Source organism: Synechococcus sp. CCY9201 (genome assembly GCF_034931105.1).
In the GTDB taxonomy this organism is placed as follows: Bacteria; Cyanobacteriota; Cyanobacteriia; order PCC-6307; family Cyanobiaceae; genus CBW1002.
In genome coordinates, this window is sequence record NZ_JAYGIC010000065.1 from 44758 (window position 1) to 68838 (window position 24081).

25 protein-coding genes are annotated in these 24081 nt (G+C 59.5%); 14 read left to right on the forward strand and 11 right to left on the reverse strand.

Features of this window, described 5'->3' with window-relative positions; translation table 11 throughout:
• Positions 1 to 49 precede the first annotated feature (49 nt).
• Complete coding sequence (locus VB716_RS06545; protein ID WP_323270044.1) at positions 50 to 373, forward strand: STAS domain-containing protein; 324 nt, start codon at positions 50 to 52, stop codon at positions 371 to 373.
• Positions 374 to 408: 35 nt separating this feature from the next.
• Here VB716_RS06545 and VB716_RS06550 read toward each other — a convergent pair whose 3' ends face one another.
• The 5 genes from VB716_RS06550 to VB716_RS06570 form a co-directional block, all read right to left on the reverse strand.
• Positions 409 to 1551: a PP2C family protein-serine/threonine phosphatase gene (locus VB716_RS06550; protein ID WP_323270045.1), complete on the reverse strand. Its 1143-nt coding sequence runs from the start codon at positions 1549 to 1551 to the stop codon at positions 409 to 411.
• Between the two features lie 38 nt (positions 1552 to 1589).
• Positions 1590 to 4154: a response regulator gene (locus tag VB716_RS06555; protein WP_323270046.1), complete on the reverse strand. Its 2565-nt coding sequence runs from the start codon at positions 4152 to 4154 to the stop codon at positions 1590 to 1592.
• Between the two features lie 178 nt (positions 4155 to 4332).
• Positions 4333 to 5715: an O-antigen ligase domain-containing protein gene (locus VB716_RS06560; RefSeq protein ID WP_323270047.1), complete on the reverse strand. Its 1383-nt coding sequence runs from the start codon at positions 5713 to 5715 to the stop codon at positions 4333 to 4335.
• Positions 5716 to 5730: 15 nt separating this feature from the next.
• Positions 5731 to 7056 carry a hypothetical protein gene (locus VB716_RS06565; protein WP_323270048.1) on the reverse strand — a complete coding sequence of 442 codons (1326 nt, stop codon included), beginning with the start codon at positions 7054 to 7056 and terminating at the stop codon, positions 5731 to 5733.
• 193 nt (positions 7057 to 7249) lie between these two features.
• Complete coding sequence (locus VB716_RS06570; RefSeq protein ID WP_323270049.1) at positions 7250 to 8257, reverse strand: polysaccharide biosynthesis/export family protein; 1008 nt, start codon at positions 8255 to 8257, stop codon at positions 7250 to 7252.
• A gap of 491 nt (positions 8258 to 8748) precedes the next feature.
• Between VB716_RS06570 and VB716_RS06575 the strand changes: the two genes are divergently transcribed.
• The 10 genes from VB716_RS06575 to VB716_RS06620 all read left to right on the forward strand — a co-directional run bounded on the left by VB716_RS06575 (position 8749) and on the right by VB716_RS06620 (position 16998).
• Positions 8749 to 9555: a hypothetical protein gene (locus VB716_RS06575; protein WP_323270050.1), complete on the forward strand. Its 807-nt coding sequence runs from the start codon at positions 8749 to 8751 to the stop codon at positions 9553 to 9555.
• 41 nt (positions 9556 to 9596) lie between these two features.
• Entirely contained in the window at positions 9597 to 10871 is a 1275-nt protein-coding gene (locus tag VB716_RS06580; RefSeq protein ID WP_323270051.1) for a lipopolysaccharide biosynthesis protein, read from the forward strand.
• A gap of 355 nt (positions 10872 to 11226) precedes the next feature.
• A complete protein-coding gene (locus VB716_RS06585; RefSeq protein ID WP_323270052.1) occupies positions 11227 to 12141 on the forward strand; it encodes a glycosyltransferase family 4 protein in 915 nt (304 codons plus the stop codon).
• A complete protein-coding gene (locus VB716_RS06590) occupies positions 12138 to 12332 on the forward strand; it encodes a hypothetical protein (RefSeq protein ID WP_323270053.1) in 195 nt (64 codons plus the stop codon). Before VB716_RS06585 ends, VB716_RS06590 begins: the two co-directional genes overlap by 4 nt.
• A 6-nt stretch (positions 12333 to 12338) precedes the next feature.
• Entirely contained in the window at positions 12339 to 13340 is a 1002-nt protein-coding gene (locus VB716_RS06595) for a glycosyltransferase family A protein (RefSeq protein ID WP_323270054.1), read from the forward strand.
• 42 nt (positions 13341 to 13382) lie between these two features.
• Positions 13383 to 14471: a glycosyltransferase family 2 protein gene (locus VB716_RS06600; protein WP_323270055.1), complete on the forward strand. Its 1089-nt coding sequence runs from the start codon at positions 13383 to 13385 to the stop codon at positions 14469 to 14471.
• Positions 14472 to 14474: 3 nt separating this feature from the next.
• Positions 14475 to 14951 carry a UDP-N-acetylglucosamine--LPS N-acetylglucosamine transferase gene (locus tag VB716_RS06605; protein ID WP_323270056.1) on the forward strand — a complete coding sequence of 159 codons (477 nt, stop codon included), beginning with the start codon at positions 14475 to 14477 and terminating at the stop codon, positions 14949 to 14951.
• Complete coding sequence (locus tag VB716_RS06610; protein ID WP_322757039.1) at positions 14948 to 15427, forward strand: glycosyltransferase; 480 nt, start codon at positions 14948 to 14950, stop codon at positions 15425 to 15427. The genes VB716_RS06605 and VB716_RS06610 overlap by 4 nt, the downstream gene beginning before the upstream one ends.
• A 47-nt stretch (positions 15428 to 15474) precedes the next feature.
• The gene (locus VB716_RS06615) at positions 15475 to 16494 is read left to right on the forward strand and encodes a sugar transferase (RefSeq protein ID WP_323270057.1); all 1020 of its coding nucleotides are present in this window, start codon (positions 15475 to 15477) and stop codon (positions 16492 to 16494) included.
• Positions 16495 to 16497: 3 nt separating this feature from the next.
• The gene (locus tag VB716_RS06620) at positions 16498 to 16998 is read left to right on the forward strand and encodes an ATP-binding protein (RefSeq protein WP_323270058.1); all 501 of its coding nucleotides are present in this window, start codon (positions 16498 to 16500) and stop codon (positions 16996 to 16998) included.
• A 43-nt stretch (positions 16999 to 17041) separates the two neighbouring features.
• On the opposite strand, the gene VB716_RS06625 is transcribed toward VB716_RS06620, so the two are convergent.
• Both VB716_RS06625 and VB716_RS06630 read right to left on the reverse strand, forming a co-directional pair.
• Positions 17042 to 17491: a hypothetical protein gene (locus VB716_RS06625; protein ID WP_323270059.1), complete on the reverse strand. Its 450-nt coding sequence runs from the start codon at positions 17489 to 17491 to the stop codon at positions 17042 to 17044.
• A 94-nt stretch (positions 17492 to 17585) separates the two neighbouring features.
• On the reverse strand, positions 17586 to 18227 hold the full coding sequence (locus tag VB716_RS06630; protein WP_322757043.1) for an HAD family phosphatase: 642 nt from the start codon (positions 18225 to 18227) through the stop codon (positions 17586 to 17588).
• Between the two features lie 150 nt (positions 18228 to 18377).
• Between VB716_RS06630 and acs the strand changes: the two genes are divergently transcribed.
• Positions 18378 to 20345 carry an acetate--CoA ligase gene (acs, locus tag VB716_RS06635; RefSeq protein ID WP_323270060.1) on the forward strand — a complete coding sequence of 656 codons (1968 nt, stop codon included), beginning with the start codon at positions 18378 to 18380 and terminating at the stop codon, positions 20343 to 20345.
• Between the two features lie 47 nt (positions 20346 to 20392).
• Complete coding sequence (locus VB716_RS06640) at positions 20393 to 20941, forward strand: hypothetical protein (protein WP_323270061.1); 549 nt, start codon at positions 20393 to 20395, stop codon at positions 20939 to 20941.
• 114 nt (positions 20942 to 21055) lie between these two features.
• Here the strand turns inward: VB716_RS06640 and VB716_RS06645 are convergent, their stop codons facing one another.
• From VB716_RS06645 to VB716_RS06660, 4 genes are all read right to left on the reverse strand, one after another.
• A complete protein-coding gene (locus tag VB716_RS06645) occupies positions 21056 to 21973 on the reverse strand; it encodes a polyphosphate kinase 2 family protein (RefSeq protein WP_323270062.1) in 918 nt (305 codons plus the stop codon).
• A 134-nt stretch (positions 21974 to 22107) separates the two neighbouring features.
• Complete coding sequence (locus VB716_RS06650) at positions 22108 to 22365, reverse strand: sodium-independent anion transporter (protein ID WP_323270063.1); 258 nt, start codon at positions 22363 to 22365, stop codon at positions 22108 to 22110.
• Positions 22362 to 22550, reverse strand: coding sequence for a hypothetical protein (locus VB716_RS06655; RefSeq protein ID WP_323270064.1), 189 nt, complete (start codon positions 22548 to 22550; stop codon positions 22362 to 22364). Before VB716_RS06655 ends, VB716_RS06650 begins: the two co-directional genes overlap by 4 nt.
• 444 nt (positions 22551 to 22994) lie before the next feature.
• Complete coding sequence (locus VB716_RS06660) at positions 22995 to 23252, reverse strand: hypothetical protein (RefSeq protein ID WP_323270065.1); 258 nt, start codon at positions 23250 to 23252, stop codon at positions 22995 to 22997.
• 203 nt (positions 23253 to 23455) lie between these two features.
• Between VB716_RS06660 and VB716_RS06665 the strand changes: the two genes are divergently transcribed.
• Positions 23456 to 24081: transposase (locus VB716_RS06665; protein ID WP_323270066.1), on the forward strand; the 626-nt coding region annotated here is incomplete at its 3' end.

Below are 24081 nucleotides of genomic sequence, written 5' to 3' on the forward strand. Positions count from 1 at the left end.
CCTCCTACCCTCCGACCAACATCCATTCCCGCTGGCGCCGATCGTCCCCATGAGTTCTGTGCATGTTCTCTCCCCCACCGGCATCCTCAATGGCGAGTCCGGCGAAGCCCTTGAAGAGCAGATCCGCACAGCGCTCGAGTCCACCACGTCACCCCTGCTGGTCGACTGCAGCGCGCTCACCTTCATGGACAGCAGCGGCTTCGGCCATCTGGTGGTGGCACTGAAGCTGGCCCGGCAGCAGCAACGTGATCTGTTCCTGTGCGGGCTCAGCACCCAGCTCCTGATGGTGCTGCAGCTCACCGGCACCGACAAGGTATTCCGGATGTTCGAATCGCGTCAGGACTGCGAAGACTCTCTGGCCGCTACCTCGTAGGAGACGATCCGGCCAAGACGATCACGCAAAGATAATCAGTCAAAGGCAGCCTGCACGATCGAGCAATCGTCGCTGAACTGGCCCTTGCTGGCGATCTGACGCAGGGCTCCAATCAACGCTTCGATTGAATCGGGATGGTCCTTCTGCAGCTGCGCCGCCAGCGTCACGAAGGCATCCAGGGTCCAGACGCTGCCATCGCTGCAGGGCAGTTCATAGACGCCATCGCTGTAGAGCAACAGGCTGCTGTGGGGTGGCACTTCAAATACACTGGCGGTGTAATCGGCATCCTCAAACAGTCCAACCGCCATTCCGCCTGTTGCCAGGCGCGTCACCGTGAGGGATCCATCAGCGGCTGGCGAGAAACAGAGAGCGGGAGGATGGCCACCGCTGGCATAGGTCAGCTGTCGGGAAGGGGCATGGTAGATCCCGCACCACATGGTGAAGTACTGGGAATTCTGGCGCTCCATCTGAAACATGCCGTTCAGGGTGGTGAGCATCAACGCTGGATCCAGAAGGGTGGCGCGAGGAATGGCCGTGGAACGCAGCAGATTGTGCACCGAAATCGAGGGCAGAGCCGCCGCCAGACCATGGCCGCTCACATCAAGCAGATACAGGAGCAGATGATCATCATCAAGCCAGTAATAGTCGTAGCAATCGCCCGCCAGCTGGGTGGAGGGCAGATAGAGCGACTGAATCCGGGGAGAGCCATCGAGGATGCCGGGGAGCAGGGAATTCACATAGATAGCCGCCTGGGCAAGTTCGGCATTGAGGCGATCGGTCTGCCGTTGCAATCGCTCCGCCAGGAGGCGTTGACGCTCGTTGGCCCGCACCAGACGAACGGCGGAACGCACCCGGGCCAGCAGTTCATCGGGCGCCACTGGCTTGGAGAGGAAATCATCGGCACCGGCATCCAGTCCGGTCACCCGGTCTTCAAGGCTGGAACGGGAGGTGAGCAGGCAGAAGAACGTGTCCTGCAAACCGGGCGTGGACTTGATCCGGTGACAGATCTCGAGGCCATCGATCGGTTGCATCTGCCAGTCGCAGATCACGATCTGGGGCTGATGCAGAGCGACCTGCTCCAATCCATCAGAGCCACTCTGACTGGTGAAAACCGCGTAGCCCGCCGAATCGAGAACCTTCTCCATCACCCGCAGGATCAGGCGATCATCATCGATCAACAGAATGCGGAGGGAAGACTCTGAATCCTGCGCCATGCTCAGGGACCCCCTGAGGCGTCGTCTGCCTCACGAATAGCACGCAATTCCGCCATCACGCGCCCTGCTTCCTCCAGCAGGGCAGGAACCAGGGCGAAGGCCGCTGCAGGGGCTCCATCGCGAGCCTTCTCTTCGGTGTCACGACAGAACTGCGCCAGGGCCAGCGCGCCCAGCGTCGCGCTCGGAGAACGGAGCGCATGACACGCCTCAGACAGAGCCGTGGCGTCCTGCTGGCTGGAGGCGGCTGTCACCCGGCCAAGAATCAGCAGGCTGTCCTCCAGAAACATGTCGACCAACTCGGCGGGGCTGTCGCCCGTGAGATCGAGCAACTGCTGCCAGGTGGCTGCATCCAGGCAGGATGAGGACGGTGGGGTCATCGGTTGGTAGCGCTCCAGAACAGTCTTGAGACCGTCGATGGTCATCGGCTTGCTGATGTAATCATTCATGCCGGCCTCCAGGCAGGCCTGACGATCCTCATCACGGGCATGGGCCGTCATGGCGATGATCCAGGGCTGAATGGCGAGGCTGGTGCTGCCGCGAATGCGACGACTGGCCTCGAGCCCATCCAGCACTGGCATCTGCACATCCATCAACACCACGTCGTAGGGGTCTTGATGCACAGCATCGAGGGCTGCCTGGCCATTATTGACGATCACAGCTCCGTAGCCGAGATGGTTCAGCATCCTGGCAACCAGTTTCTGGTTCACAGGGATGTCGTCCACCAGCAGGAGACGCAGGGGACGGCGAGCGGCCAGCCGCTCGATCGAAGCCAGAGCTGCAGCTCCTCGCAGAGGATCTGCTGAACCTGGCAGCCCAACGCCGGAGGGGTGCAGCGGCACGGCCGTCGCCAGCAACTGCCGCAGCATGTTGGCCAGTTGATAGAAGCGGCAGGGCTTGGGCAGGAGGACCGTGAGCGAATCCACGAGCGACCGCAGCTCCGCGAGGCCACTGCGGCGGGATGTGAGCAGGATCAGCGGCAGGGATTCAGCACCCCTGAGCTGACGGACCTGATCCACCAACGAGGTGGGGGCGCCGTCGGAGCTCTGCAGCGCATCGTCAAGTATCACAAATCCAAACGGGATGCCAGCCGCCAGGGATTCGGGAATCTCCTCGATGGAGTGGGCGGTCTCAGTCGTCACGCTGAGGCTGCCCAGCTGATCCTGAAGCGCCAGCAACTGGCTGCGATTGGCAGAAACCAGCAGGCCACGGGTGCCCGCAGGCAAGGTGATTTCCCAGGCTGCAGCTTGACAGACCGACTCATCCACCTCGGCTTCAATCGTGAAGCAGAAGCTGGATCCCTCACCGGGGGTGCTGGTCACGGTGATGTCGCCACCCATGCATTCGCACAGGCGCTTGCAGATCACCAGTCCAAGGCCGGTGCCACCGTAACGGCGGGTCATCGACGCATCAGCCTGCACGAAGGGCTGGAACAACATCGGCAGTTGTTCAGCCGCAATGCCGATTCCCGTGTCCTCAATCAAAAACCGCAACCGAACGTGGGATCGGAAGGCCGTCTGATGCTGGTCAGGCAGGTCCAGCACCGACACCTGAACGCGTACATCACCACGATTCGTAAATTTAACGCTATTACTCACCAGGTTGGTGAGGATCTGACGCAAGCGAACCGCATCACCAAGGATGTGGGAGGGAACATCAGAATCCAAGCAGTAGCTAAGCGTGTTGTGCCTGCGGGCAGCCTCATCGGCGAGAAGATCGAGCACATCTTCGATGCAGGAGCGCAGCTCGAAGATGCGGTGCTCGAGATTCAGCTTGCCGGATTCGATCTTGGAAAAACAGAGAATGTCGTTGATGATGGTCAACAAAGCCTGGCCGCTGCTGCGAATCGTCTGCACCGCATCCAGCTGCTCCTCATCCAATGAACTGCACAGCAGCAGCTCGGTCATGCCGATGATGCCGTTCATCGGCGTGCGGATCTCATGGCTCATCGCCGCCAGGAAGGCATCTTTCGCCTGGCTCGCCAGCACCGCGGTCTCCCGGGCTTCACTTAGCTCAGCATTGCGTTGCTGCAAGGCATCAAGGGCATCCCGGTCATGGCAGATCAGCGCGTGGTGCTCCACCGCCAGGGCCAGAAGATCAGCACGATCGGTGAGCAGGTTCTGCTGCTGAGGGCTCCAGGAGTGAGCCAGCGGCTGCGTTCGGTAGGCAAGCAGACAACCCCAGACATCACCATGACGCCGAATCGGCACCAGCAGAGCGGCGACGGCACCCAGGCCGGCCCAGGCCGCCTGCTGGTCTGCAGCCAAGGGGGCCAGGCTCAGATCCGCAAAGGCCACAGGGCCTTGCACCCCGAGCAGCGGGTCGAGGTCCAAGCTGCCTGGATCCAAGGGCATCGCGGACATAGGCCGCGGAGCCACAGTCGACCAGCCACCATTCGGTCTGCGGGCCAGCACCACAACCACCGCTTCCGGTAGGAGTGCGGCCAGTTCCTCAACGACCACTTCGGCGATCCGGCCAGGATCTGATCCCTGGCGGATGAGGTCGGGGATGGAGGGAGGGGGGGATGGAACCCCACCATCAAGCAACGGCAGGCTGGATCCGGAGGGCATCAACGGCATCCCGTATCGACGCAGCCTCCACAGGCCATGGGCAGGGGGTTCAAACCGGAGCAAAGCCGCATGGAAGCTCGGGTGTCTTGACGCCTCAGACCTGAGACTAGGAAAGCCGGAGCCAGAAAACCCAGTTTCGCAACATCGACAACATCAGGCGGTAGCCCCCAGCGGCTGGTCACGTTTCGACCGACTCGGACAAGGGGGAAACAGTGGCAGGCGGTGGCGAATCATCTGCAGCGACAACCATGGCGTGAGGCATTGGCGAAGGTTGTTCCTGCAAGGCCATTCCCATGATGACCATGCCAGGCCAGTAGAGATAGACAAGTATCTCGAGATTTTCGCCAAAGGTATACATCAATAGAATCACGATCATACTCAGCCCGACCTTTCCAAGCTGATAACGGGGGCTGGAGGCACGCAGAATCAGAGAGATGATTGTGGCGGCCATTGGCACCACCAGAGCAAAGAAACCTACGATTCCCTTGACGAAAAGGACACCAGCCCAGGTGTGATGAGAGCCGATCGGCATATACTCAACCAGATGCGGACCAGACTCGACGATGCCATGGCCCCAGATGGGTGCCTCCTCCTCCCAGCGCCGATAAGCGATCCGTTTCAAAGCAAAACGCACGCGGGTCGAGTCAGCTCGCGCACCCTTGAAATCTTCCCAGAAATTACTAGCTGCCGTCAGCAGCATCGGAGCAAGGATACCACCCAGATAGGAGAGTATCCCAAGACCGATCAGAGTAAGCGGACGCCGAATCCTACCAATCAAGGTAGTAATTGCGGGAATCAGGATAATGCAGACCTGGGCCAGTCTAGATTTACACACAAAACACATGACGATTGAGCCCGCCAATCCTAAGATTTTCCAATTTCGATTCTTCTCCTGCAAGCAAATCATGAAGTAGACATTTCCCACAAAACCCAGGGCAGGCCCCCAAGGAGTGAACAGCCTCCAGCGGAGATCTCCAGTGGTGTGATCGATTTCGTAGAGTGGAACATCAAAGAAGGAATCGCCCGGTCCGCCAACTGCCCGCAGAGGCGAGACATATAAGATTTCCGGAAGATGAAGAGATGGGGTGATCAGAAGGAATGGCACGATGATCAGAGTGTGCAAACCAACCATGCAGGCCGCCCTACTGATGATTCCGCTGCGGATCTTTAGGCAACCAGCCAGGGGATAAAGAGCAAGACCCGCCCATCCCTTGGCCCAGCCGATCGTCGACTTGATGATCATCCCTGTACCAAGGTTAAAATCCACATGGCCACCAATCAGTGCAACCTCCATAAACAGCATTCCAATAATCCAGAGCCAAATCACCGGCGAGATCACAATCTCGTCATACTCTTCCGGATGGTCAATCCTGGCAAGGATCATCACGATCAGACATCCAAGCAACAACCAGGCCAGAACAGATCCCACCACATAGAGACCTCCGATCAACCAGACCGGATAGGTCGTAACAATTGACCACCACACCAATCTCTCCGGCCAGTTCTCAGGCTGGAGATCGGGAGTCTCCTCGCTACGTCGTTTCCAGAATCGGATCCCCATCGATACCAACCCCGCTTAGGTGGAGATGAATTTGGCGATCCGTTTGATCCATGGCTTGCGGATCCAGAGAATCCACAACCCAACCGTGGTGAGAATCGATCCGAAGGCCGAGCCAGCCAACACCAGCCCCTTCTTGGGAGTAGTGGGTTTTTCCGGCAAGCTCGGCTCCACGGCAAGCTGCACTAGAGGAAAGGCCGCGAACAGATCCCCTTGCCCCAGATCAATCTTTGCAAGAGTTGAAGCAAAAACAGCCTGAGCAATTTGTTCGTCTCGCAGCAGACTTTCCAAGGTTGACTGCCGTTGGGACATCCAGCGCAATCGACCCTCGAGAGAGGCAATCTGCTGATCGAGCTTGCGCACCTGGGCTGCCGCACCGGTAGCGGTGGACTGGTCCGTCACCAGAGACTGGAAGAGAGTGTCACGACCGGATCCACTTGTCGATAGGGCCAAGCGACTGAGAATGTTGGCAGCCAGAGGTCGACCGAGCAACTGACGGGCACGGCGCTGGAGAGCCTGCTGAGCAGCTTGCTGGCGCTTCACCTCCTTGCGGATACGTGGGTGGTTCGGCCCGAACTTTGAACTCTCAACCTTGAGGATCGCGGTGGCTTCGCTATAGTCCTTAAGATTCTGCTGAAAGATCTGATCTACCTGTAGCTTGAAGGCATCCGCAGCATCAGCAGCCGTAAGGCCCAGGCTGCGACTCAGCTTCTCTGCCTTACCTTCCGCCTGAGCTTGCTGAGATGCAAACTGTGCGCGATCGCGACGGAGTTGCTCGATATTCGTGGAAAGAGCCTCCACTTGCTCAAGCGAATTGATTCCAGAGCTGAGCTTATAGGCTGAAACTTTTCTTTGTGCCGCAGCCAGTTTGGCTTGCGACTCCCGAAGGATCGTTTGCGTAGGAACCTCCCGCTGCTTGATCTCACTGGAGCGAAGCTCATTGAGCCTCTGCCTCAGGGCGTCGTACAGGGCATAAGACTTCTTGCGAGCCTCCTCCGGTGAGGGGCCAGTGACCTCAATCTGCATGATCGTAGTATTATCGATATTTTTAATCCTTGGCTCATCAAACTTATCCAAAGGCAGCTTGGCATTCTTTGCCGCCTGACTGATCACCTGTTCACTGGCAAAGATATATTCGTAATTGGCACGCGGATCAAAGGTAGATGAGGCTCCACCTCCAGAACCACTCGTTGCAGAAGCCTGGCCAATCTCCGGTAAATTCACATTCACAGCATTCACACTTCCAGGAAGGATCAATGCCCACGAGCTGGTGTAAACGGGCTTCGAAAGGGTCAGGAAGAGAATGCTGGAGCCCCAGATCACACCATTCGTACTGGCACTCACCAAAATGTATCTGCTCCAGCGCAGCTTGTCCGTACGACTGAGACCCTCCCACCATCGGCGAGGATGAGGCATCTGGAGTCCAGGAATATTGCGGAGCTGATCAGTGATCAGCCGTGATCCCTTTCCAACAAAAGTGGGCATCCTCAGGGTAGGAATACCAGGCAAACGAGGAGGAGGGAAAGCCACGTTCTGGTCAGGGGATGATGCGGTCGTACAGAAGAACGCCAGGGGTGATGATCTGATCCAAGATTCTAAGAACACCACTGAAGTTCACAACAGCCGAGTCGTAACAGGCCACGGCATCCGTCGGCATGAGATAGGGGTTGTTCTCGTTACTGGTGGACCGGCGTAACAACTCTTCCACGCCCTTATCAAGGGTGGTGGTCTTGCCCGTGGTGGCGTCCACCCTCACCAGCACGGCACGACGGTAGGCATTGGTCAGCACTGTGCCACCGGCGCAGTTACCGGAAACCACAGCATGGGAAAAGCGGGATCCGTAGGGGAAAGAAGTAGCATCCCTACCAATGGCCGAGGTGGCGTTACTGTTGGCTGGTTCGGTGAGATTGGAGATATAGATCTTCACACCCACTGGCGTGATCTGCGACGGCCGGACAATCAGGGGATTTTCCTGGCCCGTATCGTGAACCACGACTCGGTCCCCTGAGATCAGGGGTATATCCTTAAAGGGTTCACCGGTGAAGACCCCACTGAGATCGAGCACTCGGCGCTCTTGACCACGTATCAGCTCGACCGCCGCCACATTGGCTGTTGGTAGAACTCCGCCAGCCGAACGGAGCGCTACGGATAAGAAGCGATTGAAAGCACCCTGGCCTCCTTGGGCAACTGGAACGGTTGTCTGCTCAGAAGGTGTCCATTCATTGATCAAGACGCGGCCGGGCTGGAAGGTGGAACCGCTGACGAACACCTCTGCTGGAGCCCACTGAACCACGTTGACACTCACCTGGAGATAGGAAGGCTGAAAATAGCCATCCCTAACCAGAGTTTGATAGATACGCTCCTGAAGTTGATATGGCTCAAGCCCCGCAACCGAGATTCCTCGAATATAGGGGAGCTCCAATTCCCCGTTAAGGTTGACCTCGAATATACCGCTGAATTCCTCCCCCTCAGGAATGGTGACCTTCACCCGATCGCCAGGCGAGAGGGGAAGCGCCTTCACACTGCCCAGCGGAAGGAACAGCATCGAGAGCAGAATCAGGCGATGAATCAGTCGTCTCGGCATGCGAGCTACACGCTATGCATGAATGTCAGGATCCGTGGACTTTGGGCACATGTGTCATTTGCGGAATCTTCTCGAGGCTCATTGCCTCAAGACATTAGCGCAGACATCCTGTGGCCACAACGTTCTAGCGTAGTCAGTGACTGATTGGGTCGGCGACGCCAGAGACCGGGGTCATGATTGAGGAGATCAGCCTACTCAACCGAAAATTCCTTGCGTCAATGAGTCAGTCGATTAGAATAGCGGAGCAACAAGACAAGATCCGTGTGAAAGATCTGGCGACTGCCGCCTATCTCAATCCAAAGACGCGGGTCAAAATTGACGATGAGGAAATAGAGTTGTACTATTCATTGAGTGCGCTATGCTCTGACCGAATCAGCCTCCCCCGATAGGCAGGCAAGGCGGGCCCATCGCGCCCGACCTTAGCCAATAGCGTTTCATTGCTATCTCCTAAAATGGTCAAGAAGCATTTTATCTACACCGAAGCAAGAAGCGGCAGCAATTTTTTAGTAGACCTATTTAATCAGCATCCCCGCCTGGTTAACTATGGAGAAGTCTTGGGAGACTGGACTAAACCTCATAAGATCTATCGGGCACTAACCAATAAAGCACCAACCATGGCTTATCTAGACTTTATTTACTCTAGTCGGATTTTTTACTATTTATCTCAAGTTTATTACGCTTATCAGAACTTTAGGCGACGAAAATCAGTTCACTTTAAATGGTACTCTCAGGTCAGCTCCATTGGAATCAAAGATTTTCATCATACCCTGCTAAAGTATAACTTATTGGATTTTTTTAGGCTTCATCCTGATCTTTATATCATTTACCTTTATCGCCAGAATATCCTCAAACAGCACATATCTCTTGAGGTCATGAGGACAACTCGAGTTGTATCTTCAGAAATGACCCAAGATGGTAAGATTGTTGACCGAGCCAAAACAGCCAGAATTCACGTAAATATTTCCGAAGTTTTAGCAGTATTGGCCAATGCAGAAGAGGAAGTGCAGCAGCGTGAGCACTTATTAAGCCATGTTGATTCAGACCATCTTCTCAGAATCTCCTATGAAGAACTGTTTGATTCACAAGAGTCTCAAGCTCGGTTTCGACGACAAGCTTTTGAATTTCTTGGTGTTGATCCTATTGACGTAACCAGTCGTCAGAGAAAGCTCTCCTCCGATAATTTGCATGATCTGATAGAGAATTATGAGGAGCTACATCAGGCCTTAATCAATACACCTTACGCAAGATATCTAAGCTAATTCTAACCGCTAGAAACTCATGCTTTTTTTCTATCAAGTCAATGCCGATCTCATGGATTAAAGGAAAACTACAGGCTGCAGATAGTCCCTTTTTGCGCAACGTAGGTTGGCTAGGTGGGTCAACGGCAATGATCCGTATATCGCGGCTCTTGGCCACCATTATTCTGGCTCGTTTTCTGACCAAAGCGGATTATGGCTTGGCTGCCTTGGTGATGACAATCAATGAGTTTGTCCTGGTCTTTACCCGAAACGGAATTGGAACTAAGCTAATCCAAGCTGATTCGGATCACGTAGAGAAGTTATCACGTGAAGCTTACTGGTTGAATTGGTTGCTTTTTGCAGGGCTGTTTTGCGCCCAAGTGCTAACGGCCTTTGCAGTCAGCTGGATTTATCAGGATCAACGACTGATATTACCAATTTGTGTTCTGGGATTGGTCTTGCTAATTATGCCAGTTGGGCTGGTTCAAGCATCCCTAATTCAGCGCGAGGGTCGGTTTAAAGTCATTGCCTTGGCACAGCTGGCTCAAGTTTCTACTGATAATGTGCTGTCGGCATTACTTGCGATTTCAGGCTTAGGTCTTTGGGCGATTGTGCTCCCGAAGGTTTTAGTTGCTCCAATTTGGCTTGTTGTGATGCTAAAAAATCATCCTTGGAGACCCCATGGAAAGCCCACATCAAAACATTGGAGAGAGTTGATTGGTTTTGGCGGCTCAATCTTAGGGGTTGAACTATTGCAGACCCTGCGCAGCAATCTGGACTATTTAATCGTAGGTCGATTCCTAAGTCTTGATGCTCTAGGCGTTTACTACTTTGCCTTCAACGCAGGAGCTGGAATTAGCTTAGGTATCATCAATGCTACCAAAGCGTCCGTCTTGTCTCATCTGTGCGAGGCACGCGATAATCTTTTACGGTTCAGAGCTCGCTACTTTCAGAGCCTAAAAGTAATGGGTTCGGCAATTGTACCCCTTGTGCTTTTGCAGTCTAGTCTGGCACCATTCTACGTTCCTATCATATTCGGCACAAGATGGGATAGCGCCATTCCCATTTTGATCATCATTTGTCTTTCAGCCATTCCGCGCCCCTTCGCTGATGCTGCATCTCAGCTGCTAATCGCCATCGACAAGACGGAATGGGATTTAAACTGGAATATTATTTTCACCTCCGTTTTTGCTGTGGCTTTATTCATAGGGGTTCACTGGCAGGCGATTGGTGTTGCGATTGCCGTTTTACTCACTCACTGGTTATGCCTGCCCCTTTTCACGATCTATGCCTCTCGCATCGCCTTCAGACACTTAGCCCGTACCCAAAGCCCGTGACCCTGAGCTTCCGATCGGGCCATAAGAGCTGACCAGCATCATGTTCAGAAAGCCCCTGCTCTCTACGCTGGACGTTCGAGGGTGTTGGCCCCAGTGTTTCATCTTCCTTCAGATGGTTGCCCAGAACGATCCTTCGCAGTTTGCATGAGACTATGCACGGGCACCAAACGCTTTCATACAAGCCTTGATCTCCCTACAGGCAACTGTATTCATCGGCGGTCATCAGTCTGATTAGCTCCTCATCATGAAAGTTCTGCACATTCTCGCCACTGGAGGAACAGGCAAGATTTGCGGCATCCGGCCCAGCCTGGAGATGCTTGCAGATTCTCCGTTGGCTGAACGGCATAGCTTTGCAATGACCGGTCCGGGGGAACTGAACAGCACCCTGGCGGACTGGAATCCTGATCTGTTGGTCTGGCACAAAGCCTGCTCCTGGAAGGGGTTGCCAAGCCTGATCCGCCATCGGGTACGAAGACAAATCCTGTTTGAACACCACTACTGCGCAGGTTTTGAGAGGCACAACGTTCCCTCGACACTCCGCTTCCGCACAATGCTGCGCCTCTCCTATGCCGCCATGGAACAGGTGGTGGCCGTCTCACGCGCACAGCGGAGCTGGTTGGAGACAGCCCATCTGATCTCACCCTCCAGGAGTCGTGTACTGCTTTCCTCCCGGACAGTCGACGACTTCCTGGTTCTTCCAGCACCGGACCCGGCACTAGGTCGCCCCCTCACCCTGTTGGCCTATGGGCGGCTCACTCCTCAAAAGGGCTTCGACCGGCTGCTGCGGGCCCTGCGCCATCTGCCTGGGGGCGGTCTACGGCTGCTACTGGTTGGCGACGGACCCCAGAAGCAGGAACTTGAAGCACTGGCTGCTGCCGATCCGAGGGTCGAACTCCTGGGAGCCCGCAAGGACATCCCCGCCCTGCTGGCCCAGGTCGATGCTGTGGTGATTCCATCCCGCTGGGAACCCTGGGGGAATGTCTGTCTGGAGGCACGGGCGGCAGGAAGGCCCGTGATCGTGAGCGACGTGGATGGACTGCCTGAACAGGTGTTGCGTTCGAGGAACGGAAGCGCATCCGCTCAGCATGGCTCCTGCGGTCTGGTGGTGAACGGGGAATCAGACTCTGTGCTGGCCGCCGCCCTTGACGCCATGCTGAGCAGCACTGACCGGCAGCGAAGCTCATGGTCGGAGGAGGGGCGACGCTCCGCCCGCAGTGCCTGGAGTGACTACATGGGCTCCTGGAGCCACCTACTGGATGAGCTTTCATGAGCGAGATATCTCTGGTGTCGCTGCATTCGGTGCCGGTTGGTGTCGTACCGATCCTGGTCTTCCTCTCGGGCTTGTCGCTGCCATTCACCAACGCCTCCTCGATGTTGTTCCGCTCTATGGAGCTGCAGGCGCAGATGGGGCGTCGCTTGCTGCAACGCCGCCAGGCATCCGCCGCGGCAGGAGCCGCCTGAGCCGCCATGGCGCACAGCCCTCCAGCGAGCCTGGTCAGACCGGTGATTTCCGTGGTGATCCCAGTCCACAACGGCTCAGCCCTGCTGCGCCACACCCTGCAATCGGTGCAACAGCAAAGCCTCACCAACTGGGAACTGATCGTGCTGGACGACGGCTCCAGCGATGACAGCGCCGCCATTGCAACCGCCATGGCCGGCGATGATCCCCGCATCCAGGTGCTACGCCAGGCCAACGCCGGGGTTTCGATCGCCCGCAACCGGGGTGTGGCCGCCAGCCGCGCCCCCCTGATCGCCTTCCTCGATGCCGACGACCTCTGGCATCCGGACAAACTGCGCTGCCATGTGGAGCGCCACCAGAGCGATGCCGACCTGGGAGTGAGTTTTGCCCGGGTGGAATTTCTCAGCCCGGAAGGGCAACCCACCGGCAAGATCGCCTCCCACCCCAGCGGTCCCCTCAGCCCGGCCGATTTCCTCTGCGAAAACCCCACCACCACCACCTCCAACTGGGTGCTGCGCCGGGAGGTGTTCGAGGCGGTGGGAGGTTTCGTGGAGGGGATGAGCTACTCGGAAGATCTCGAGTGGCTGCTGCGGGTGGCCTGCGACGGTCGCTGGCGGATCGAACCGATCGATCGGGTGCTCACGTACTACCGCACCTCAGCCGGTGGCCTCTCCGCCAGCCTGGAGCGGATGGAGCAGGGCTGGCTGCGCCTGATCACCGAAGCCCGTGGCTATGCACCCCAGCTGGTGGCGCGCCATTTCGCGGCGGCCCAGGCCGTCCATCTCCGCTATCTGGCCCGCCGTTCCCTGCGGCTGCAGGGGGATCCAGCCCTGGGGGCTGATTTCATGGTCCGTGCGCTCCGCTCCGACTGGACGCTGCTGATCCGCCAGCCCCGCCGCACCGGACTCACGGCAGTGGCCGTGCTCGTGCGCCAGATCCTTGCAACCCTGCAGCGTTGGCTGCGGCTGGGCAGCCGATCCAGCCGCGCCGGTCCGGTTTCGCGCTCCTGACCACCGCGTTTCTGCACCTGTCCCCCATCCACCAGCACCGTCGTGCCCCGATCCGACCCACCCCCCCAGACGGAAGCCCAGCCGCTCGTGTCGGTGGTGATGCCGCTCTACAACGCGGCCCGCACCGTGGCCGCCAGCCTGGACTCGGTGCTGGCCCAGACCTACACCAACCTCGAGATCCTGGTGGTGGACGACGGCTCCACCGACGACGGAGTGGCCATCTGCCACAGCTACGCAGATCCCCGCATCCGGATCGTGCCGCAGAAGAATCGCGGTCTGGCGGGGGCACGCAACACCGGCATCCGCCACGCCAGCGGGGCGATCCTGGCCTTTCTCGACAGCGACGATCTCTGGCTTCCCGAGAAGATCGAGCGGCATGTGCAGCACCTGCAGGCCAATCCGGCGGTGGGGGTGAGCTATTCCCGTTCCGCCTTCATCGACGACCGGGGCCAGCCCCTCGGCATCTACCAGACGCCACCGCTGCAGCACATCACCCCCGAACTGATTCTCTGCCGCAATCCGATCAGCAATGGCTCCTGCGTGGTGATGCGCCGCGAAGTGCTCGACGGGATTCGCTTCGAGGCCAATCTCTATGGCACCCCCGAGAGCTACTGGTTCGACGACAGCTTCCGCCAGTCGGAAGACATCGAATGCTGGCTGCGGATCTCCCTCCAGACCCAGTGGACGATCGAAGGCCTCGCTGAGGCCCTCACCCTGTATCGGATCAGCAGCGGCGGCCTCTCGGCCAACATCGAGAAGCAATTCGCCAGCTGGCAGCGGGTCCTCGACAAGACCGCCGGCTACGCCCCCGACCTGATCCAGCGCTACGGCCAACGGGCCCGGGCCTACCAGCTCCGCTATCTGGCCCGCCGATCGATCCGTGAAGGTCAGCCTCGCCTCGGCGTCAAGCTCTGCCATCAGGCCCTGGGCACCTATCCGGCTCTGTTGCGGGAGGAACCGCTGCGCACCCTGATCACCTTGGCAGCTGGTTACCTGGGAGCCCTGCTGCCAAAGGCCCTCTATAGGCTTCTGGAGACCTCAATGATGCGGATCACGGGGCTGATGCAGCGTCTGAAGATCGCTCTGCAGTCCAGCCGGCACTCCGGCAGCTCTGAATCGCAGGGGACCTGAACCATGCAGTTGCTGCTCGTCTGCTCCTCCGGCGGTCATTTCAAGGGGCTGTTCCAGCTGGAGCCGTTCTGGCGCCGCCACCAGCGCACCTGGGTGAGTTTCGACACCGCCACCACCCGGCAGGCCCTGGACGGGGAACAGGTGAGCTGGGCTTACAGCCCCACCAACCGCAACCTGCCCAACCTGCTGCGCAATGCCCTGCTGGCCTGGACGGTGCTGCGGCAGCAGCGGCCCGATCTGATCCTCTCCACCGGCGCCGGCGTGGCGGTGCCCTTTCTGATTCTGGGCAAGCTGCTCGGTCATCAGACCGTGTTCGTGGAATCGATCACCCGCATCGAAACCCTGAGCCTCTCGGCGCGGCTGGTGCTGCCCTTTCTCGATGTGCTTTATGTGCACTGGCCCCAGCTGCAGGCCCGCTACCCCCGGGCCGTGCTGATCACCCCCGCGGACGCCGCATCGATCGAAGGAGCATCCGCATGATTCTGGTGACCGTGGGAACCGAGAAGTTCCCGTTTGAGCGCTTGATGCACTGGCTGGACCATCTCCTCAGCGAAGACCTGGTGGGCGAGGAGGTGGTCGTGCAATACGGCACCTGCACCGTTCTGCCGGCCGGGGCGAAGGTCTATCGCTTCCTCAAGGAGCAGGATTTCCAGGATCTGATCCGTCAGGCCCGGCTGGTGGTGGCCCACTGCGGTGAGGGCACCGTGCTGCTGCTCGACACCCTCGACACCCCCTTCATCCTGGTGCCCCGCAGCCAGCGTTACCGCGAACACGTGGACGATCACCAGGTGGAACTGGCCCAGGCCCTCGGATCGGTGGGGGTGCCGATCGCCTGGGGGCCGGCCGATCTGGTGCGCTTCCTGGCCAATCCCCGCAAGGTGTCGATCAGCGATCTCTCGGTGGCGGCCGCCACGGGCGTCTGCCGGCAGCTGTCTGAGCGCTTCCCGGCCCATTAACCGCAACACCGTCACACCGACACCTTCATCACGACACGTCGACTGCCATGGCCAGCACCACACCTGAGGCCCCTTCGGAGACTCCCCGCAGTGGCGTCACGGTGACATCCCACCGCGACACCCTGGTGCTGGGCTTTCCGCGGCGGTTCACGGTGGCGGAGGCGGTGCCCTTTCGGCAGTGCCTCGAGCAGCTGCTGCCCCAGCACCCGCTGACGCGCCGGGTGGTGCTCGATTTCAGCCGCACCGATCTGATCGACAGCAGCGGCCTCGGCTCCCTGATCACCAACCTCAAGCAGGCCCGATCACGCTCGGTGCCGGTGGAGGCCTGGAGTGCCGGCACCCAGGTGACGCTGGCCCTGTCGCTGGCGGGCCTGGACAAGGCGATTCCGCTGACCGCCGGCACCGAGGCCGTGAACCCCGCCCAGGCGGTGAACACCAAGGAGCGGCCGGCGGTGACCCATCCCTCGGTGCGGTCGGTGCCGAAACGCCTGATCGACATCGTGGGCGGGCTGATCGGGCTGGCGGTCACCGCCCTGCTGTTCCCCTTCATTGCCCTGGCGATCCGGCTGGACAGCCCCGGACCGATCCTGTTCAGCCAGGTGCGGCTGGGCTGGATGGGGCGGCGCTTCCGCCTGTGGAAGTTCCGCTCGATGGTGGTGAATGCCGAAGCCCTGCGGGATACGGTGAAGAACGAGGCCAGCGGCGCCTTCTTCAAGAACAAGAACGACCCCCGCATCACCCGGGTCGGTCGCTTCCTGCGCCGCACCAGCCTCGATGAGATCCCCCAGTTCTGGAACGTGGTGATCGGCGACATGAGCCTGATCGGTACCCGACCCCCCACCGCAGACGAGGTGGATCGCTACGCCGTTCCCAACTGGCAGCGGCTTGATGTGCGACCGGGGCTGTCGGGCGAATGGCAGGTGAACGGCCGCTCCAAGGTTCTCGACTTCGAAGACGTGATCAAGATGGATCTGCGCTATCAGGAGAACTGGAGCCTGGCCTATGACCTCAAGCTGATCGTGCGCACCTTCCTGGTGATCTTCAGCAAGCGTTCCGGAGCCGCCTGATCCATGGATCTACCAGGCCCCGGCGGCGATCGCGAGCGTCGCTTCGCCAGCCACCTCGATGCCATTGCTGAGCTGCTCGACTGGTTCGAGCAACAACAGCCCGCCGGGGTGGATCCCATGGTGTGGATCCAGGCACAGACAGCCCTGGTGGAGGCCTTCACCAATGCGGTGCGTCACGCCCATGCCACCCTCGTGCCGCCACCGGAGGTGGTGGTGCGCCTGGATTGCACTAGCGGCACCCTACGGCTCTGCATCCACGATCAGGGCGATCCGTTTGACATGGAAGCGGCCTGGAGCGAACCGGAGGAGGGGGCCGACTCTGATGATGGCTCAGAGGATCTTCCCAGCCTCGATGACGACGGCCTGCCGATCCTGCCGATGCGGGATGCTCACTGGGGCCTGATCATGCTGCGCAAACTGCAGCAGGATTTCGGCTGGTCCATCCGCTACGACGGACTTCCCGACGGCGGCAATGTGCTGGTGCTGGAGCACCCCCTGGACTGAGACTGCCTGCGATGACGAACGCCTGGGCTGAGAACGCCTGAGCTCAGCCCCGGTGAGCTGAATGCCCTGAATTGGCATCGGGACCAGCCGGTGGAGCGAACAGATCAACGCGGAACCAGTCTGGCCGGCCACAGGCCTCTGGATGCAGCCAGGTCCAGCGTGTCCAGAGTTCCAGAAAGAGGTTGGTGTCCTGCGGACCCCTGGCCCAGCCATAGCCCACGGAATCACCCCAGACCACCGGAGGTCGACCGGCGTAGACGTGGCGCCCCCGAGCGGCTCCAACTTCGCTCACATGCAGGATCGGACTGCCCTGATAGGTGAACACGGGACGCTTCTGCCGGACCTGCTCCGAATCCGGCACCCGGAACCACACCTTCTTGCTGTGCTGCAGATACCAGAAACGCCAGGAACAGGCGGGCGACACCCGATCATGATGGGTGGTGAAGAGTGTGCCGCGCACCTGCAGATCAGGAGGAGCCGAGGGCAGCTTCACAGCGCGAAGAGGGAAAAACGACGTCGGGCCCAGCCCGCAGGACCCGACCATCATCAGAGCGGCCAGCTGTGGCAGGAGCCGCGACAGAGAACGCTCAGGACAGATGGACCTGCTCCAGGGACGTCAGGCACACCACGCCGGCAGGGTAAGCCGTGCAGGCGGATCCCGGTGGCACGAGAACGTGCACGTGGCAGCCAGCCGCCAGGGCCGAGCGACAACCGGCCTGGGAGTCTTCAAAGGCCCAGCAGTCGCCTGGGTTCACCCCCAGGCGTTGGGCAGCCAGCTGGAAGATGTCCGGTGCCGGTTTGCCCTGGCGCAGCTCCGGATCGTCCCCATACACCCGCTCCACAATCAGTGAGAGCCAGGGATGGGGAGCGGCCTTGATCGCCACAGAGGCCTCTGCACTGCTGGTGGCCAGGGCCATGGGGATGCCGAGCTGGTGGCAGCGTTGCACCAGTTCGGGGGCACCGGCCATCGGCAGGGCCTGGCCCAGCAGGGCTTCCGCAATCGGCTGGCGCACCGCCAGCAAAGCCTCCACACTCACAGACCCCGGCAGCAAGCTCCGCACCTGCTCCGCGCAATCGAGGCGCCGCCGACCCCGCAGATCGAGCAGCTGGGCCTCGGTGAGATCCCCACCGAAATGGCAGGCCGCCTCGCGCCAGGCCCGGCCATGCAGGGGCTCGGTATCGAGCAGGAGACCATCCAGGTCGAACAGGCAGGCGGCAGGGGGAGGCATCAGCGCATCCTCGCGCCTGAGGATGCTTCACTGCAGCCGCAGCCCCGCAGCCCCGCAGCCTGGACCTGCACACTTGAACAAGCGTGTCACCCCACAGCCGCCGTCCGGGGCGCCTCGCTTGAATGCCATCTGGCCGGCAGGTTGGTTGCGATGGGCGAAACCACGATCGAATCCGTGCTCCAGGAGGGGCGGGTGTTCGCGCCGCCAGCGGAGCTGGCCGCTTCCGCCGCCATCGGCAGCATGGAGGCCTACCAGGCCCTGGTGGCACGCATCGAAGCCGATCCCGATGCCTTCTGGGGTGAGCAGGCACGCCAGCACCTGCACTGGTTCGAGCCCTTCGACACGGTGCTCGACTGGAGCAACCCTCCCTTCGCCCGCTGGTTTGAGGGGGGCACCACAAACCTCAGCTTCAACTGCCTCGATCGGCACCTGGAGGGCCCCCGAGCCGACAAGACAGCCCTGATCTGGGAGGGAGAGCCAGGCGATGAGCGGCGCTTCACCTACCGGCAGCTGCACGCCGCGGTGTGCCAGGCGGCCAATGCGCTCAAGGCGCTCGGCATCGGCAAGGGCGATCTGGTGGCCCTGTACATGCCGATGGTGCCGGAGGCGGCGATCGCCATGCTGGCCTGCGCCCGCATCGGCGCCCCCCATTCGGTGGTGTTCGGCGGCTTCTCCGCCGATGCCCTGCGGGATCGGCTCAACGATGGCGCCGCCAAGGCGGTGATCACCGCCGATGGCGGCTTCCGCAAGGACAAGGCCGTAGCCCTCAAGCCAGCGGTGGATCAGGCCCTGGCCGGTGGCGCCTGCCCGAGCGTGGAACAGGTGCTGGTGGTGCAGCGCACCAACCAGGAGGTGGCGATGACCTCCGGCCGCGATCAGTGGTGGCACGAGCTGGTCGAGGGCCAGAGCAGCGATTGCCCCGCTGAGCCGATGGCCAGTGAAGACCGCCTGTTCGTGCTCTACACCTCAGGATCCACGGGCAAACCGAAAGGGGTGGTGCACACCACCGCCGGCTACAACCTCTGGGCCCATCTCACCTTCCAGTGGATCTTTGATCTGCGCGAGAACGACATCCATTGGTGCACGGCGGATGTGGGCTGGATCACAGGCCATACCTACATCGTCTACGGCCCCCTTTCCAATGGCGCCACCACCGTGATGTACGAGGGCGCACCACGGCCCTCCAAACCAGGAGCCTTCTGGGAGGTGATCCAGAAGCACAGGGTGTCGATCTTCTACACCGCACCCACCGCCATCCGCGCCTTCATGAAAAACGGCCGGACTGTGCCCGACCAGTACGACATGAGCAGCCTCAGGATCCTTGGCAGCGTGGGGGAGCCGATCAACCCCGAGGCCTGGATGTGGTATCGGGATGTGATCGGCGGCGACCGCTGCCCGGTGGTGGACACCTGGTGGCAGACCGAGACCGGCGGCGTGATGATCAGCCCCCTGCCGGGCGCCATCCCCACCAAGCCGGGCTCCTGCACCCTGCCCCTGCCGGGCATCGCAGCCGATGTGGTGGATCTGGAGGGCAACTCCCAGGGACCGGATCAGGGCGGATATCTGGCGGTGCGTCGTCCCTGGCCCGGGATGATGCGCACAGTGCATGGCGATCCGCAGCGCTTCCGCAAGAGCTATTGGGAGCACATCCGTCCAGCCGATGGCAGCTGGCTCTATTTCGCCGGTGATGGCGCCCGTCGCGATGCCGATGGCTACTACTGGGTGATGGGCCGGGTCGACGACGTGATCAATGTCTCGGGCCACCGTCTGGGCACGATGGAAATCGAATCGGCTCTGGTCAGCCATCCGGCCGTGGCCGAGTCGGCAGTGGTGGGTCGACCCGACGAGCTCAAGGGCGAAGGCATCGTCGCCTTCGTGACCCTCGATGCCGGCCAAGAGGGCGAGGAGTCCCTGATCGCCGAGCTGCGCGCCCATGTGGGGAAAGAGATCGGACCGATCGCCCGACCCGATGAGATCCGCTTCACCGATGCCCTGCCCAAGACCCGCAGTGGCAAGATCATGCGCCGGATTCTGCGGGCCCTGGCTGCCGGTGAAGAGGTGAGCGGCGACACCTCAACCCTGGAAGATCGTTCGGTGCTGGATCAGCTGAGAGTCTGAAGCATGGTCACCAACCAGGCGCTCCATCCAGGAAAACGAGACGATCCATGACCCGAAAGCCCGTCCAGGACTTTTTCCTGTTCCTGATTGGCAGTGCTCTGTTTGCAGCCGGGATCTTTCTGTTCACCAATCAGGTGATCGTGGGTTCCAGCACCGGGATCGGCTTTGGCATTCACTCGGGGCGCGGATGGAACCGGGGAGGTGGATCCTTCTTTGGTGGGCTCTTTGCATTTGGGAGTGGCCAGGGATTCGGCCTGCTGATGATCCCCTTTGGAACTGGAGTTGTCTTCCTGCTGGCGGATGTCTACCGCAAACTGGGCTGGTTCCTGATCTGGACATCCTCAGCCGCGATTGGAGCTGCCGTACTGCAGAGCCTCCTGTTCAGCTTCAGACCAGCCAGCCTCTGGAGCCTGATCGCCATGGTCTTCATGATTGGAGGGGGAGCTGGGCTGATGCTCAAGTCGTTACGCAACTACCAGGATGAAGAGCGCGGTCGCGTGGACCGCAATATCGACAACTCCAGACAGGTGATCGAGGAGATGAGGGAAGAACTGGAACGGTTGAAGTCAAAGATCGATATGGACTCCAAAGGCTAAGCAGAGTCTGGACAACTGGGCAACCCAGCAATCGGATCGAACCAGGGCCCGAGATTCAACTCCATGGTTGAAGACAGTATCTCAAGAGGCTGGCCAGCAGATTCAGATTCAGAGTCAGGCTTTATCTTCATTGAGCAGTTGCTGCTTGGCGGCCTCGAGATGCTGACGAGCCTCTTCAGTGATCACAGGATACTTCAGATCCAATGAATCCAGAGTCTCAATGATGGCTGCCGCCACCACGATCCGCGTGAACCACTTGTTGTCAGCTGGCACGACATACCATGGGGCAACCTTGGTTGCGGTGTTTCGGATCATGTCCTCGTAGGCATTCATGTAGTCGTCCCAGTAGGCGCGCTCCTTGATATCATTGGCCGAGAACTTCCAGTTCTTTTCGGGAGTCTCAAGCCGCTCAAGAAAGCGTTTCTTCTGTTCCTTTTTTGAGAGATGCAAGAAAAACTTGCGCACAACCACACCATTATTGGAGAGATATTGTTCGTAGTGTCGGATATCGCGGAATCTCTCTTTCCAGATGTCCTTGCCCATCAACGGCTCCGGCAGTGTTTGTTGATGCAGAAGCTCAGGATGGACACGCACCACCAGCGTCTCCTCATAGTAGCTACGATTGAAGATGCCGATTCGCCCCCGCTCTGGCAGGGCGAGATTACAGCGCCAGAGAAAGTCGTGATCCAGGTCTACAGATGAAGGCGCCTTGAAGCTGCTGACCTGACAACCCTGGGGGTTGACCCCGCTCATCACATGCTTGATGGTGCCGTCCTTGCCGGCAGCATCCATGGCCTGAAAGGCCAGCAACAGAGCCCAGCGGTCCTGGGCATAGAGCATGTCCTGAAACGCCGCCAGCAGCTCAACGCCCAGGGCCAGAGCTTCCTTGGCCTGGGGTTTGTCTTCCTGGTCGAAATGGAGCGTGTCACCGGGGTCAACATCCCTGAGCCGGAACGACTCTCCGTCTGCGACGCGGAAGGGCTTGGCGAAATCCTTGGCTCGCTGGATCAGTGCCTTCTGATCTTTGTTCATGGTGGGCTTGGTTCCAATCACTCCTGATCTCCAACCTATGGTAGTTGCGGACGATCTCCATCGAGCAGAGCCACAAAGTTATTGTTGATTCAGATCTCGAAGCGAACGGCAGCCCTGACAGGCATCGCAGAAGGTCAGGTCATTGGGTAAAGATGTGCAGATAGTGCGTGAATGGCTTGCTTCATTGTCGCAAAGATGCCAACACTGTTGTCTCCAGTCCCGATCCCCATGCCAAATCGGTGCAGCTCCTCCAACATGGCCGTGGAACTGGTGACCAGGGCAAACTCGATCCCTGTCTGGCGGAGATGGTCACGCAGTTCCAGCAGGGCCTTGGCAGCGGAGTAGTCGATGTCATCAATGCCGGAGGCATCCACCACCAGGCCGCGGATCACGGCATCCGGTGACTGGTGATCGCCATCAATTCCTGAGTGAAGCGATTGGCATTGGCATAGAACAGATTGGCCTCGAAGCGGTAGGCCAGAATCCCAGGCGAAGCCAGCACATCGGTGGCCAGCTGATGACGCTGCAGCGGCAGCAATCCAGCTGATCGCGGCAGCCGTTGAAGCAGGGATGTCACGCAGTGGCGGCGATGGTGGAATCGAGAATGGGGTGGAAGCGGTGGAACATCCGGGCAAGGCCATTCTGAACAACGGCCACCAGCAGGGCCCGACCGGAATCCAGGTTCAGTTGCATCAGCACTTCATTTCAGCTGAACTCTCCGGTTCAGCTCACTGTTCAGCTCTCTGCTGAGTTTTTCAGTCCTTCAAGCCAGGCCAGAGAAACGTATTGAATCGTCGCCCACCGAGTACTGACTGAAAACCCAGGGTGTTCGGCGTGGATAAACTCACGACGGCGCCCATCTGATCCGCGAGCTTGACACCTGTGGAGCGCCTGAGGCGTAAAGCACTACAAATCCAGTTGATAGCACCCACCACGGGGAGTCAGCCCCTCCTCAAAAGTTTGGATGCTGCAGAGAAATGGATTGGCAAAGGCCCTGCGGAACATGTAGAAGTCAGGCTGTCTATAGCTGGCAACAATGGTGCTCCACCTGAATGCCGTGAGCCTGAAGTGCTTCCCGCGCAACCTCCTGTTGCATGGAATCCGATACTTTTCGATAATCCAGAATGACAACTTGATAGTGTTCGCTACGGATCTGGGCCATGACCTGGCTCAGGCTGCCCTTGGTGGAATGAAACCAGATCTGAGGCTGGGACAGCCAGGTGCCGTAGGGAGCCGCGTCGGCAACTGCCGGCGGCAACGCCATCACCGTTGCCGCCAAGGATAAGAGAATCTTCCGTATTCAAGGATTGTGGTCAATCATGACGTGGAATCCGATGAACTGAGTCACCGATCCTGAGGCCAATGTCCAGGGCCTGCCCTAGGAGCCTGTCGCGCATAGATCACCGCCCGCATGCTCCACAGACGCCCCTGAATCTGCCCAGATCTCAGTGGCTTCAATGGATCTGGTCGATAATATGGGGCATGAGCAAGCCCAAGACCTTCCGGCCCTGGACCCCGGGACAGACCAGCTTGATGCCACCGTCGCCGATCGACTGGCTGCCGAGTGATCACCTGGTGTTCTTCCTGCTGGAGCTGGTGGAGGAACTGGACTTTGCGCTGATCATGTCTCCCGCCCGGCAGAAGGATGCCCGCGGTGAGAAGGGGTATGACCCCAGGATGCTGACGCTGCTGTTGCTGTACGCCTATTGCATCGGTATTGCCTCGTCTCGCAAGATCGAACGGGCCTGCCATGAGGATGCGGCTTTCCGCGTGCTGACCGGTAACCAGCAGCCGGACCACAGCCGCATCAGCGACTTCCGCCGCCGCCATCTTGGAGCCCTGGAGGAGCTGTTTGTGCAGATCCTGCGCCTGTGTCAGAAGGCCGGCATGGTGAGCCTGGGTCAGGTGGCGCTGGATGGCACCAAGGTGAAGGCCAATGCCTCCAAACACAAGGCGAAGCCCTCGGCTTCTGCGAAGCAGTTGAGCCACCAGCGGATGCTCAAATCCGAGGAGCAGTTGGAGCAGGAGATCAGGGAGCTGCTGCGCAAGGCCGAGATCCTCGACGCCCAGGAGGATGGCCGCTACGGCAAGGGCAAACGCGGCAGCGA